A 12,922-nucleotide genomic window follows, 5' to 3' on the forward strand; every position below is an offset into this window, starting at 1 on the left:
TCCAACCACCATCACAGCCGCCCACCATGCCTTTAACTTCATCCACTCCTTCAGCATCACCCACGCATACTACCTCCGTACCTCGTGTATTGAGCATTGCGGGCACTGACCCAACGGGTGGCGCAGGTATTCATGCCGATTTAAAAAGCATTTCGGCTAATGGAGGGTACGGAATGGCCGTAGTTACTGCTTTGGTTGCGCAAAACACCAAAGGTGTGCGATCGATTCACACCCCACCCGTTTCATTCTTGCGAGAACAGCTGGATTCCGTCAGTGACGATGTGCAAATAGACGCCATCAAAATTGGCATGCTGGGCACAAGCGAAATCATTGAAACAATCTCTGAATGGCTTGACATCAATCGCGCGCCAGTTGTCGTACTAGACCCTGTTATGGTGGCCACCAGCGGCGACCGACTTCTGAACGCTCAAGCAGAAGCGGCGCTGCGTCAATTGCTGCATAAAGCAGACTTGATCACCCCGAACATGCCGGAATTGGCGGTACTGGCGCAAACAAGCGAGGCTCAGAATTGGCAAGAAGTCTTAGAACAAGCTCGCGCTGTAGCCGCCCAATACCAAGCTCACGTTTTAGCCAAGGGCGGCCATTTAAGTGGGCACCTTGCGCCTGATGCTTTGATCAACATTGATGGCACCGTGCAAGAGTTTCCTGGCGATCGCATCGCCACCAAAAACACCCACGGTACCGGCTGCTCTTATTCAGCAGCATTGGCCACGCTGCGCCCACAGGTCAACAACTGGGCAGAAGCCATTGCACTGGCTAAATCGTGGCTTACTGAAAGCATCCGCCATGCTGACAGCCTGCACGTTGGCCGTGGACATGGCCCTATTCACCATTTTGCAAGTTTGTGGCAACGCGCTGGCCAATCACATTGACACATATATCCCCAGCACAAAAGCAGGGCTTAACTACGCCCCCTTTGCCAGTGAAGGGTTCACCTTTTTTTCTTGCCTTCACGCTTTGCGCTACAAGCGTCACACACACCGTAAAGCGTGAGGTCGTGCGAGCTTAGTGTGAAGCCTTTTGGCAGCAAAGCCGAAAACGTATCGTCGCACCCGTCAATATCAAATACACGTTCGCAGGTTTCACACCTGAAATGGTGGTGATGGTGCTCCGCCTTATGGGCCAACTCGTAATACAACCTGTTGCCTGGCAACTGAACTGGTGAAAGCTCCCCTACCTCCACCATGGCCTTGAGATTGCGGTACACAGTAGCAATCCCCAACTTCGGGACAAGGAGCTTGGCTGCATCCAAAATTTCTGGAGGAGACATAGGGCGCGCCTCTTGCGCCATCACCTCTCGAATGGCCCCACGCTGGCGCGTTGAGCGTTCACCGTGCAACGGCCCATCCAAGGGCTCTGCGTGCCCACAAAAATGCTCAGCATGCCCGGTATGCGGGTGTGAATGTTTACCATCGTGTTTCGCTCGATTCATGTGCCTGATTGTGCCATCAGCTGAATGCCATGCCTTCAATTGACAGCACACATAAGCCCGACGGGCACATAAAAAAAGAGCGGCCAAGGCCGCCCTCCATGAAAATCAATCAACGTCGTCTGCTTATTGACCTGACAAGCTATCTTGCAGCGCTTGACTTGGATCATCAGAGCCATAGCCACTACTGCTAGGCGCGGCAAAAGGATCTGAAACAGCACCCTCAGCACTTTCTCCATAACCTTGTTCAAAGGGGTTCCCCTCCCCGTAACCACCTTGACCACTGAGGGAGTCAAGCATTTGGGCACCAACAGCATCCATATCCACATCGACAGCAACATCCAAATTACCTGTGACCAAATTAGGAAACGCAATCAATGAGCCAACCATAACCAACTGAATGCACAAGAAAGGAATTGCCCCCTTATAGATTTGCATCGTTGTAACGGGCTCAATCACTTTGTGCGTCACTTTGTCGACATACTGCTTGTCAGGCGCTACAGAACGCAGAAAGAAGAGTGCGAAACCAAAAGGTGGGTGCATGAATGACGTTTGCATATTCATCGCCAAAATCACACCGAACCAGATCAAATCAATGCCCAGCGAATGCGCAACAGGCCCCAAAAGCGGCACCACGATGAATGACAGTTCAAAATAATCAAGGAAGAACGCCAAGAAAAACACCAATACGTTCACCAATATCAAGAAACCAATTTGCCCACCAGGCAACGATGTCAGCAGATGTTCAACCCAAATAGGACCATCTGCTGCCTGAAACACCATGCTGAAGGTGGTTGCTCCAATCAGAATAAACATCACAAAACTTGTCAGGCGTGTAGACGAAGCCAAAGCCTGCTTAAACAACGTCATATCCAAACGTTTGCGCAAAAATCCCATGACGATGGCAGCCATAGCGCCCATCGCTCCACCTTCCGTTGGTGTTGCGATACCCAAGAAAATCGTGCCGAGTACCAGGAAAATAAGAAGCAAAGGCGGAATCAGCACAAACGTCACACGCTCAGCCAAACGCGAAAGCAACGTCAACCCAAACAACCTGTTCAAGCTGGCGATCAAAAAAGCAACAAATGCACCACCGCACATGGCTGTGACGACTTTCTCATCCATGGCAACACTGGTGACTTCGCGCCCTTCGATCCATGTATGAATATCTGCCATGTGCGATGCCAAAAATACGGATACCACTGCAGACAAAGTCATCAGCACCACGAGGGAGGTGTAACCCGCACTACCATTGTCTTCGCGATATATGCGCGCTTCTGGTGGCAAAGCTGGCACTGCGTTAGGGCGAAAAATCGCGAGCAAGACAATCCAAACCACATAGCAGCCAATCAGCATCATCGCAGGAATCATGGCACCTTTGTACATCTCACCTACGCTGCGCCCCAATTGGTCAGCCATCAAAATCAGAACTAACGAAGGCGGCACAATTTGCGCCAAAGTGCCTGAGGCGGCAATAACGCCACTGGCCAACTTACGGTCGTATCCGTAGCGCAGCATGATGGGCAAGGAAATCAAACCCATTGAAATAACCGATGCAGCCACAACGCCAGTAGTAGCAGCAAGCATCGCCCCCACAAACACCACGGCCAAAGCCAATCCACCACGAATGGAGCCAAATACTTGCCCCACGGTTTCAATCAGGTCCTCGGCCATACCGCTGCGCTCCATCACCAGTCCCATCAAGGTGAAAAATGGAACCGCCAACAGCGTGTCATTCGCCAAAATCCCAATCAATCGCTGAGGAAGCCATGCAATGATAGAAGCTGGAAAAACCCCCATTTCAATGCCAAGAAAGGCAAACAATAAGCCGCAAGCGCCCAAACTAAAGGCCACAGGAAAACCCAGCAGCAAAAACACAATCAGCCCAGCAAACATGATGGGCGCGAAATTTGAAGCAATCAATTCCATGGTGTATGACTCCGTAATGCCCATCAAACTTGGGGGACAGTTTTCTCTGACGCTGCTTGCGCTTGCAACATCTTGGCATCACGTTCTTGAGCCTCTTTGCGCAACACTTCAGCCAACTCTTGCTCTGCACTGACATCCACCAACTTACCCATAGGGTCTGGACCATGCCCAGTCAAAAAGGCTATGCGCTTGATCAGCTCAGACCAGCCTTGCAGCATCAGCAAAGCCACACCAATTGGAATAGAAAGCCATACCGGCCATCGAATCAATCCCCCCGGATTCCCAGACATTTCCTTAGATGCATACATCTGCATCAAAACCGGCCATGTGTAGTAAATGATGACAAGACACAGTGGTGTCAAAAATAATCCAAAGCCAACGATGTCTATCCACACCTGCGTTTTCTTAGACAACCTGCTGTTGATCACATCAATACGCACATGCTCGCGGTGCAGCAAGGTATACCCAGCCGCCAGCAAAAAACTCCAGGCAAACAAATACCACTGGATTTCCAAAAAACCATTGGAGCTGACACCGAAAACTTTACGCACGAGAGCATTGACCGCACTGATCAATGTCGACGCGAGAATCAACCATATTGCGTACTTACCTATGAATGCGTTGAGCTTATCGATAGCCCTTGATAGGGCAATTAGAGCCTGCATGGTGTCTCCAAATAGTGGCTATTAGGAATTCACAAACCACTGGTATGCGATATGTGTCTTCAAGAAGAGGCCAGATTGTACGAAGACGCCATCCTTAATGACATAGTGAGAATGCTAGGTCGCGTTATTTTTTCGTCGTAGGACTGGCATGCAACCAGAATGCCTGCAATCCGCACAATTGCGGCACTATCTATGCCGCAGGAGTGCCTGCCCTTCTCGGGCTGGCTTAAAATATGTGGTTGTCTACGTTGCTGTTGGTTATTGCACATCCGCTAAATCAAACAGAACAACATAATCATTCATTTCACTTGCCGAGTGCGGCATGCCCAATACCCACCAGTGGTGAAAGCATGCTTAAAAGCGCAGGCGTGTCCAAAGGAAACTACCATGAGCTTGCAATGCGGCATCGTGGGTTTGCCAAACGTCGGCAAATCCACCCTTTTCAACGCGTTGACCAACGCAGGAATCGCAGCAGAAAACTACCCTTTCTGCACGATTGAACCAAATGAAGGCGTAGTCGAAGTCCCTGACCCACGTTTGCAACAGCTCGCAGAAATCGTCAAGCCTGAGCGCATCCTTCCTGCTGTGGTCGAGTTTGTCGACATTGCGGGTCTGGTCGCCGGTGCCAGCAAAGGCGAAGGCTTGGGCAACCAGTTTTTGGCCCACATTCGTGAGACCAATGCGATCATCAACGTGGTCCGCTGCTTTGAAGACCCGAACGTCATCCATGTTGCAGGCAAGGTTGACCCTATTGCCGATATCGAAGTCATTCAAACCGAGCTCTGCTTGGCTGACATGGGCACCGTGGAGAAATCCATCGTGCGCTATAGCAAATTGGCCAAATCTGGCCAAGATAAAGAAGCTGCAAAAATACTAGCCGTTTTGCAAAAAGTACAGCCTGCACTGGATGATGCAAAACCCATCCGCACGCTGGGTCTCTCAGAAGACGAGCTCCTGCTTCTCAAGCCGTTGAGTCTCATCACAGCCAAGCCGGCCATGTTTGTTGGCAACGTGAGTGAAGATGGCTTTGAAAACAACCCATTCTTAGACCGTTTGGCGCAATACGCTTCAAGTCAAGGTGCCCCTGTTGTGGCAATTTCTGCCAAAATTGAGTCAGAGCTAGCCGGAATGGAGCCTGAAGATCGCGCCTTGTTTCTGGAAGAAATTGGTCAGTCCGAACCTGGTTTGAACCGCCTGATTCGCGCCGCGTATGACTTGCTTGGCTTGCAAACATACTTTACTGCGGGCGTAAAAGAAGTCCGGGCCTGGACTGTAAAAAAAGGCGCAACGGCTCCGCAGGCAGCAGGCGTCATCCACGGCGACTTCGAGCGTGGTTTCATCCGCGCCCAAACCATTGCATTTGATGATTTCATCCAATTCAAAGGTGAGCAAGGTGCCAAAGAAGCCGGAAAGATGCGCGCTGAAGGCAAAGAGTACATCGTCAAAGATGGCGATGTGCTGAATTTCTTGTTCAACGTCTGACATTCAGAATGGCTGCTCCAAGGCTATTGATGGCTAAAAATCTGAAAATGCTCGACCATCAATCACGTCTTGTGATGTTCACTGCAAACAAGGCCTTTTCGGCGTGAAAAAAATGACCCAAATGGCACACACATCAAATCATCCGAAAACATCTGCAGCAGACCACGTCGGTATTGTGTTGTGTAATTTGGGCACACCTTCTGAACCGACCCCCAGTGCCGTTCGGCAGTATTTGGCTGAGTTTCTCAGTGACCCCCGCGTTGTTGAGATTCCTGGCCTGCTATGGAAACCGATTCTTCACGGTTTGATATTGCCTCGCAGGCCAAAAGCGTCAGCACAAAAGTACCAGAAAATCTGGCTTAAGGATGGAGGATCCCCCCTGCTGCACTACACGCAAAAACAGGCAACCTTATTGCGTGGATGGCTAGAGGAAGCAGGTGTGCAAGGCGTTGAGGTCGCCACTGGAATGCGCTATGGTGCCCCGTCTCTTCTACAGCAGTTGCAGGCTTGGTATCAACAAGGCATGCGACGCATGCTCATTGTGCCGATGTACCCCCAGTACTCCGGCACCACGACAGCCAGCGTATACGATTTGGCCTACCAATGGGCGCAAAGCAAACGCGACATACCAGACCTCCGAATAGTGAAAGAGTATGCGCAAGCTGAAGGCTATATCGCTGCGCTAGCGCGCCGCGTAGTAGAGCATTGGCAAACACATGGGCGTCCCGATCAACTCATCATGAGTTACCACGGAATTCCTGCACGTAATGTTGAGTTGGGTGATCCATACCAAGCGCAGTGCATTCAAACCTCAGAACTGTTGGCGCAGCGCTTGGGCTTACCAAAAAACCAGTATCTGGTCACATTTCAGTCGCGCTTTGGCAAGGCCAAGTGGCTTGAACCCTATACCCAACCAACACTAGAACGGTTAGCCCAGCAAGGCACACGTGTGGTGGATGTCATTTGCCCCGGCTTCTCTGCTGATTGCCTCGAAACATTGGAGGAGATCAATATGGAAGTGCGTGATGCCTTTATTGAGAACGGTGGGCAAGAATTCCGCTACATCCCATGCTTGAATGAACATCCTGAGTGGATCAGTGCTTTGCGAGATTTGGTCGTGACCAATTTAAATGGATGGCTGCGCTAAAAAATAGCACATCAACGGCGTAAACAAAGCAACTGCAAACTGGCCAGGGTAACGCACAAACAGGCATATCCAACAACCGTTCCATCCTCTGCAAAAACAAGTAGTGCCACCAATTGCACCAACATGGCAGCGAAGCCACTGATCAGCCAATTAAGGCTAAAAGTCCAACGCCACTTTGCACCCCAGAAAATGAAACGGCTTAGAGTCACAAAAAGCAATCCAATGACCCATGGCGCAATTGTGAAAGCGGCGTAGTGCAGTAAGAAATCAAAAACCGTCATTCACTCGATTCCCTTTCGCACAAAATGCAAAATGCTTGTTGACACAGCAGCCCTCTCACAAGCTTCGCAAACCCCGCATCAATCGCTGCGTTTGCAGTTCACCCCCTAAATAATGGGCAAATGCTGCGCGCAACTGTGGTTTTAAATCTACCGCATTCATGCCAAGAGCACGCATGCACTCTGGCAGCGGTTGCTCACTTTGCAGTGCATGCTGAATATCCATCCATTGTTGCCCTAGCAAACTGCGGCGACCATCTCGTACGTGGTGCAGTCCAATTTCAGGAATCAGGGCATACCGCTGATCTGGCGCTACATTGTCGTGCCCCAATGTTTGGCGTGATAAATCTGGCAACATGCCCAATTGACGCAGCAAGATTAACTCGAAAGAGCGAAGCACGGCCTCTAACGCGGCTCCTGGTGCATGTGAAAGGACATGCAGTGTCGTATGGTAGGAATCAAAAATGGCGGCATGCGGCTCACCTCGTACCAGCATCCGCATCAACAATTCATTGAGGTACATGCCTGCCAACAACGCCTCATCCTTTGGTGTAGCGGGCCCACCTGCACGTTCAGCACCACGGATGGAGCCAATTTCCCCAAGCTCACTTTCCGTGTAGGTGTATTCCAAACGCAAAAGCTGTAGGGGCAACAACAACGATCTAAAGTTAGAGGTCGGCTTTTTCGCCCCTTTGGCAATAGCAACAATCCGCCCCTTTTCCCTAGTCAGAAGCTCTAAAATGAGGCTTGACTCACTGTAAGGATATTGGTGCAACACATAGGCTTGGTGCTGTGAGGCCCTTTTCGTTTTTCGAGCAGATTGGCCCTGTATTGCGGTCTGCTTGTGCATATTAGAGGTCACGCGTTGAGGCCCAGACCACATATTGCACAGGGAAGAACAGCAACACCATAAAACGATTATTCGTAGCCGTATGCGCGCAAACGCGTAGCATCATCCGCCCAACCTGAGCGCACTTTGACCCAAAGCTCCAGAAAAACTTTCGCATCCATCAGTTTTTCAAGTTCCACCCGCGCTTCGGTGCCAATACGTTTGAGTCGCTCGCCCTTTTCACCAATTACCATGGCTTTGTGGCCTTCACGCTCGACCACAATGCTGGCGGCAATACGAATCATCCGGCTGGCCGTCTTACCCGGCTCTTCACTGAATTTATCAATCACAACGGTGGAGGTATACGGAAGTTCATCACCAGTGAGCCGAAAAAGCTTCTCCCGCACCATCTCTGCAGCCAAAAACCGCTCGCTCTTGTCGGTGAGCTCATCCTCGTCATACCACCATTCTTGCTCTGGCAAATAGCCTTCGCACACACCAAGTAAACGCGCGACATCTTTAGGGTTTTTAGCCGTCATCGGCACAAATTCCACAAAATGATGCCGCTCATGCATGCTCTTCAACCAAGGAGCCAACTCAGAGCGGCGGTGCACCATATCGAGCTTATTGGCAACCAAAATCGCAGGAATACGCCCTTCAAACAGCGATAAAACTTGGGCATCCTTAAGCGAAAAATTACCCGCCTCCACCACAAATAAAATCAGATCAACATCGGTGATCGAGCCCGTAACGGCCTTGTTAAGGGACTTGTTTAAGGCGGACTGATGCTTGGTTTGAAAACCAGGCGTATCCACAAATACGAACTGGGTTTGACCTTCGGTTCGAATGCCTGTAATCCGATGGCGCGTAGTTTGCGCCTTGCGTGAAGTAATACTGACTTTTTGCCCAACAAGTGCATTCATCAAGGTGGATTTCCCCACATTGGGGCGCCCCACAATGGCAATCAAACCGCAGCGCTGGGCAGGCTCATTACCTGCGTCTTTCTCAACTGAGCTAGACAATTCATCCATCACGCTTTCTTTCCTTTTTTCATTAATAAATCCAATACTGCAGCAGCAGCCATGCGCTCCGCAGTTTTGCGCGAAGTGCCTATACCTTGGGCTTGCAACTGCAGTGCAGGAATACTGCAAGAAACGATAAATTCTTGCTGATGCTCAACGCCCCGCACTTCATCGAGATGGTAGAGTGGAAGAGCCATTTTCTTGCCTTGTAACCATTCTTGCAAACTGGTTTTGGGATCCTTGGCTTTGGCCTTAGCCGTCGCAGACAAATCAACTGTGCCAAACAAACGCAGCACCAAACGTTGTACCGCTTCAAAGCCTTGCTCTAAATACACGACGCCAATCAACGCCTCCACTGCATCTGCAAGAATTGAGGCACGCTGTGCACCGCCAGTTTTGCGCTCCCCTTCACCGAGAAGAAGTAACGAAGGCAAAGCCAGTTCAAGCGCAATACGATGCAAAGAAGCCTCACAGACTAAATTGGCCCGCGTGCGTGAAAGCTCCCCCTCAGAGGCATCAGGCAAACGCTGCATCAGCCATCCAGATATGCACAGATTGAGAACCGAATCCCCTAAGAACTCTAAACGTTCATTGTGGGTAGCAGAAAAACTTCTGTGGGTTAGTGCTTGCCGCAGTTTTCCAGCCTGCTCTAATGGAAAATTCAGGCGCGAACTGAGCACCTGAAGATCAGAATCAGAAATAAACAATTCGAGACTTTGCTATTAAACAAGTATCACCATAAGCGTCTGCCTATTCGTCCAACCAAATGAAGCAGCTACGCAAGCAAATACCAACACCTCAACTATTGAGAACTGGCACTGAGCTTATAGGTTAAAAACGCAGGGCCAAACAAAGCGACCTCGCGCACATAATCGACATCTACCACAACGACATCATTGACTTTTCGAATGGTCAAATCTTGTGCCTTCACAGGATTGTCATATTGCTCTAAATAATCAATATTGGCCTGCCGATCAAAAGCCTGACGAACCTCTTCCACGGTAGTACCACTTGAGGCCTGTTTCAACGCACGCTTGATTGCAAAATATTCAGTAGCTACAGGCACAGACTTGAAAACAACGTACCCTGCGAACACCACAACAATCGCTAAAAAGCATACGCCAATGAATGAAATGCCGCGCTGTGAATTCGCTGATGCAATGCGCGAACGCGATGAAACAGATAAAGCCATGAAACCCTCTTAATGTGAAATACAGAAGAACAATTCGATTACTTTATCTTACCAATTCGGCCAAAATCAGACAAATTCATCCAAACGACTTCTGCTTTGCCAACAATATTGTCCTCAGGCACAAATCCCCAGGCTCGTGAGTCCATCGAGTTATCGCGGTTGTCCCCCATCACAAAATAATGGCCGTCAGGAACCTTGCAGGTCACGCCTTCAATGGTGTACTGACAATTTTCACGAAACGGGAATGCATCACCGCCCATGATCATGGCTGGCATTTGTGCAATATTGAGAACGTTATAAGAGCGTCCAGATATCGTCTCTTCAAATTGCTTTGCCTCTCGCATCGAGTCTTTATCAAAGTAGTCAGGCTGAGCTACTGAATTGATCGCCTGACCATTGATGCTCAGTTTTTTGTTCTGATAACTCACTATATCGCCCGGCAAACCGATTACGCGTTTGATGTAATCCATTTTGGGGTTTGGCGGGTAACGGAACACCATCACATCACCACGGGCAGGCTTCTGACCTTGGCTCAAGCGCGTATTGAATACAGGCATTCGGAGCCCATAGGTGTATTTATTCACCAAGATCAAATCACCAACCAGCAATGTAGGAATCATTGACCCGCTTGGGATGCGAAATGGTTCATATGCAAAAGAGCGCAACACAAACACCACGACGATGACCGGGAAAAGACCCGCAGTCCAATCCAACCACCAAGGCTGCCGTAGCGTCTGTCTGACCACCGTATCCACGTCTACCTCATCACTTTGCAGCCCTTGCGCCTCAAGCGAATGTTGGCGTGAACGCAACTGTCCAGCCAGTTGGCTTGCTGCTTGTTTGCGCTTAGGCAAAAAATACAGTTTTTCAGCCAACCAATAAATACCAGTGACCATCGTGGCGACTAGGAGCAACAAAGGGAAATCCCCTTCTACCTGACCACTCAACCATAGCGCCAAATATGCAACAACTGCGGCGAGCAAAGCGCCAGTAACAACAGCAATAGCTTTCACGACGATCAATCCTCTACTTGCAAGATAGCCAAGAACGCCTCTTGGGGCACTTCAACCGAACCAATTTGTTTCATCCGCTTCTTGCCTGCTTTTTGCTTTTCAAGCAGTTTACGTTTACGCGTAATATCACCGCCATAACACTTTGCCAGCACGTTCTTGCGCATAGCTTTCACCGTCTCACGTGCAATGATGTGCCCACCAATCGCAGCTTGAATGGCCACATCAAACATCTGGCGATCTATAACTTCTCGCATTTTTGCTACCACCGCCCGACCACGATACTGTGACTGACTGCGGTGAACAATGATGGAAAGCGCGTCAACCCGCTCACCATTTAGCAAAATATCCACTTTAACTACATCTGAAGGGCGATACTCCTTGAATTCGTAATCCATAGAGGCATAGCCACGACTGACCGATTTGAGCTTATCAAAAAAATCCAACACGATTTCGGCCAATGGCATATCGTAAGTCAGCATCACCTGGCGACCGTGATAAGCCATATTGAGCTGCACGCCACGCTTTTGATTGCATAGCGTCATCACTGCACCTACATAATCCTGCGGCATATAAATGTGCACGGTCACGATTGGCTCACGAATTTCCTGCACTTTGCCAACATCAGGCATTTTGGAAGGGTTTTCAACCTGAACCACTTCACCACCAGCCTTTACCACCTCGTAAACAACGCTCGGTGCTGTAGTGATCAAATCCTGGTCAAACTCACGCTCTAAGCGCTCCTGCACAATCTCCATGTGCAACAACCCCAAGAATCCGCAACGAAAACCAAAGCCCAGCGCTTGGGACACTTCAGGTTCAAACTGCAGCGCCGCATCATTGAGTTGGAGCTTTTCCATTGCATCGCGCAAGGCATCATATTGATTGGCCTCTGTCGGATACAGTCCAGCAAAAACTTGTGGTTGAATTTCCTTAAAACCTGGTAAGGCTTTCTCAGCCGGGCCAGCGTTATTAGGCAATTTCTTTTCAAGCGTAATGGTATCGCCAACCTTGGCAGCCTTCAGCTCCTTGATACCAGCAATGATGAAACCAACCTCTCCGGCACGCAGCGCATCGCGTGAAGAAGATGCGGGAGTAAACACCCCTAAATTGCCTGCTTCATAGATGGCGCCTGTGGCCATCATACGAATGCGTTCGCCCTTTTTCAGCTGCCCATCCACGACACGCACCAACATCACGACGCCCACATAAGAGTCGAACCAGCTGTCGATGATCATGGCACGCAAAGGCCCATCAGGATTGCCTGTCGGCGCAGGAACCTTCTGAACGATCAGCTCGAGCACGTCCTCGATCCCCATACCGGTCTTGGCCGACACCGCAATGGCATCTGCAGCATCAATGCCGATCACATCTTCAATTTCGGCTTTAGCTTGGTCAGGATCTGCCTGAGGAAGGTCCATCTTGTTGAGCACAGGCAAAACCTCAACACCCAAATCTAGTGCGGTATAGCAGTTAGCAACAGTTTGCGCCTCAACCCCTTGCGACGCATCGACCACCAACAAAGCCCCTTCACAGGCTGATAAGGAGCGCGAAACCTCATAAGAAAAGTCCACATGACCGGGAGTATCAATCAGGTTGAGGTTATAGACCTTGCCATCTTTGGCCTTGTACTGCAGCGCAGCCGTTTGGGCCTTAATCGTAATCCCGCGCTCTTTCTCAATGTCCATAGAGTCAAGCACTTGCGCAGACATTTCACGCTTACTCAAGCCGCCGCTGTACTCAATTAGACGATCAGCCAAAGTGGACTTGCCATGGTCAATATGGGCAATGATGGAAAAATTACGAATATGGTTCATGGAAAGAGTACATGGGACGGGCTATACAAACAGACAACACATCTATACCACCGATGCGTAAAAATCTGATTGCAGCCAGCCTTGCCAAGGTATACGAGCTC

12 protein-coding genes are annotated in these 12,922 nt (G+C 49.8%); 3 read left to right on the forward strand and 9 right to left on the reverse strand.

Features of this window, described 5'->3' with window-relative positions:
• The first annotated feature begins 26 nt into the window (after positions 1–26).
• The gene (gene thiD / locus E9531_RS04905) at positions 27–893 is read left to right on the forward strand and encodes a bifunctional hydroxymethylpyrimidine kinase/phosphomethylpyrimidine kinase (protein WP_136572633.1); all 867 of its coding nucleotides are present in this window, start codon (positions 27–29) and stop codon (positions 891–893) included.
• Between the two features lie 59 nt (positions 894–952).
• Here thiD and E9531_RS04910 read toward each other — a convergent pair whose 3' ends face one another.
• The 3 genes from E9531_RS04910 to E9531_RS04920 form a co-directional block, all read right to left on the reverse strand.
• Positions 953–1,453: a Fur family transcriptional regulator gene (locus tag E9531_RS04910; RefSeq protein WP_136572634.1), complete on the reverse strand. Its 501-nt coding sequence runs from the start codon at positions 1,451–1,453 to the stop codon at positions 953–955.
• A gap of 123 nt (positions 1,454–1,576) precedes the next feature.
• Positions 1,577–3,379: a TRAP transporter large permease gene (locus E9531_RS04915; protein ID WP_136572635.1), complete on the reverse strand. Its 1,803-nt coding sequence runs from the start codon at positions 3,377–3,379 to the stop codon at positions 1,577–1,579.
• A gap of 23 nt (positions 3,380–3,402) precedes the next feature.
• Positions 3,403–4,044 (reverse strand): TRAP transporter small permease subunit, encoded by a 642-nt coding sequence (locus tag E9531_RS04920; RefSeq protein ID WP_136572636.1) that lies wholly within the window; start codon positions 4,042–4,044, stop codon positions 3,403–3,405.
• A gap of 387 nt (positions 4,045–4,431) precedes the next feature.
• Here E9531_RS04920 and ychF point away from each other — a divergent pair, with 387 nt between their 5' ends.
• Together ychF and hemH are read left to right on the forward strand one after the other, a co-directional pair.
• Positions 4,432–5,526 (forward strand): redox-regulated ATPase YchF, encoded by a 1,095-nt coding sequence (ychF, locus tag E9531_RS04925; protein ID WP_136572637.1) that lies wholly within the window; start codon positions 4,432–4,434, stop codon positions 5,524–5,526.
• Positions 5,527–5,638: 112 nt separating this feature from the next.
• Positions 5,639–6,673, forward strand: a complete 1,035-nt coding sequence (gene hemH, locus E9531_RS04930) for a ferrochelatase (RefSeq protein WP_136572736.1) — start codon at positions 5,639–5,641, stop codon at positions 6,671–6,673.
• Positions 6,674–7,009: 336 nt separating this feature from the next.
• Here the strand turns inward: hemH and recO are convergent, their stop codons facing one another.
• The 6 genes from recO to lepA all read right to left on the reverse strand — a co-directional run bounded on the left by recO (position 7,010) and on the right by lepA (position 12,821).
• Positions 7,010–7,834, reverse strand: coding sequence for a DNA repair protein RecO (gene recO / locus E9531_RS04935; protein ID WP_342210843.1), 825 nt, complete (start codon positions 7,832–7,834; stop codon positions 7,010–7,012).
• Positions 7,835–7,869: 35 nt separating this feature from the next.
• Positions 7,870–8,811: a GTPase Era gene (gene era, locus E9531_RS04940; RefSeq protein WP_136572639.1), complete on the reverse strand. Its 942-nt coding sequence runs from the start codon at positions 8,809–8,811 to the stop codon at positions 7,870–7,872.
• The gene (gene rnc, locus E9531_RS04945; protein WP_425293560.1) at positions 8,811–9,503 is read right to left on the reverse strand and encodes a ribonuclease III; all 693 of its coding nucleotides are present in this window, start codon (positions 9,501–9,503) and stop codon (positions 8,811–8,813) included. The genes era and rnc overlap by 1 nt, the downstream gene beginning before the upstream one ends.
• 101 nt (positions 9,504–9,604) lie before the next feature.
• Complete coding sequence (locus tag E9531_RS04950; RefSeq protein WP_136572640.1) at positions 9,605–9,994, reverse strand: DUF4845 domain-containing protein; 390 nt, start codon at positions 9,992–9,994, stop codon at positions 9,605–9,607.
• A 38-nt stretch (positions 9,995–10,032) separates the two neighbouring features.
• Positions 10,033–11,007, reverse strand: a complete 975-nt coding sequence (gene lepB, locus E9531_RS04955; protein ID WP_136572641.1) for a signal peptidase I — start codon at positions 11,005–11,007, stop codon at positions 10,033–10,035.
• A gap of 5 nt (positions 11,008–11,012) precedes the next feature.
• Positions 11,013–12,821 carry a translation elongation factor 4 gene (gene lepA, locus E9531_RS04960; RefSeq protein ID WP_136572642.1) on the reverse strand — a complete coding sequence of 603 codons (1,809 nt, stop codon included), beginning with the start codon at positions 12,819–12,821 and terminating at the stop codon, positions 11,013–11,015.
• Between the last annotated feature and the right edge of the window lie 101 nt (positions 12,822–12,922).

Source organism: Lampropedia puyangensis (assembly GCF_004833285.1).
In the GTDB taxonomy this organism is placed as follows: Bacteria; Pseudomonadota; Gammaproteobacteria; order Burkholderiales; family Burkholderiaceae_C; genus Lampropedia; species Lampropedia puyangensis.

Bases quoted from the DNA above. Each gene is read 5' to 3' on its own strand.
- thiD (WP_136572633.1), top strand. From the start codon at position 27: ATGCCTTTAACTTCATCCACTCCTTCAGCATCACCCACGCATACTACC.
- E9531_RS04910 (WP_136572634.1), bottom strand. From the start codon at position 1,453: ATGAATCGAGCGAAACACGATGGTAAACATTCACACCCGCATACCGGG.
- E9531_RS04915 (WP_136572635.1), bottom strand. From the start codon at position 3,379: ATGGAATTGATTGCTTCAAATTTCGCGCCCATCATGTTTGCTGGGCTG.
- E9531_RS04920 (WP_136572636.1), bottom strand. From the start codon at position 4,044: ATGCAGGCTCTAATTGCCCTATCAAGGGCTATCGATAAGCTCAACGCA.
- ychF (WP_136572637.1), top strand. From the start codon at position 4,432: ATGAGCTTGCAATGCGGCATCGTGGGTTTGCCAAACGTCGGCAAATCC.
- hemH (WP_136572736.1), top strand. From the start codon at position 5,639: ATGACCCAAATGGCACACACATCAAATCATCCGAAAACATCTGCAGCA.
- recO (WP_342210843.1), bottom strand. From the start codon at position 7,834: ATGTGGTCTGGGCCTCAACGCGTGACCTCTAATATGCACAAGCAGACC.
- era (WP_136572639.1), bottom strand. From the start codon at position 8,811: ATGGATGAATTGTCTAGCTCAGTTGAGAAAGACGCAGGTAATGAGCCT.
- E9531_RS04950 (WP_136572640.1), bottom strand. From the start codon at position 9,994: ATGGCTTTATCTGTTTCATCGCGTTCGCGCATTGCATCAGCGAATTCA.
- lepA (WP_136572642.1), bottom strand. From the start codon at position 12,821: ATGAACCATATTCGTAATTTTTCCATCATTGCCCATATTGACCATGGC.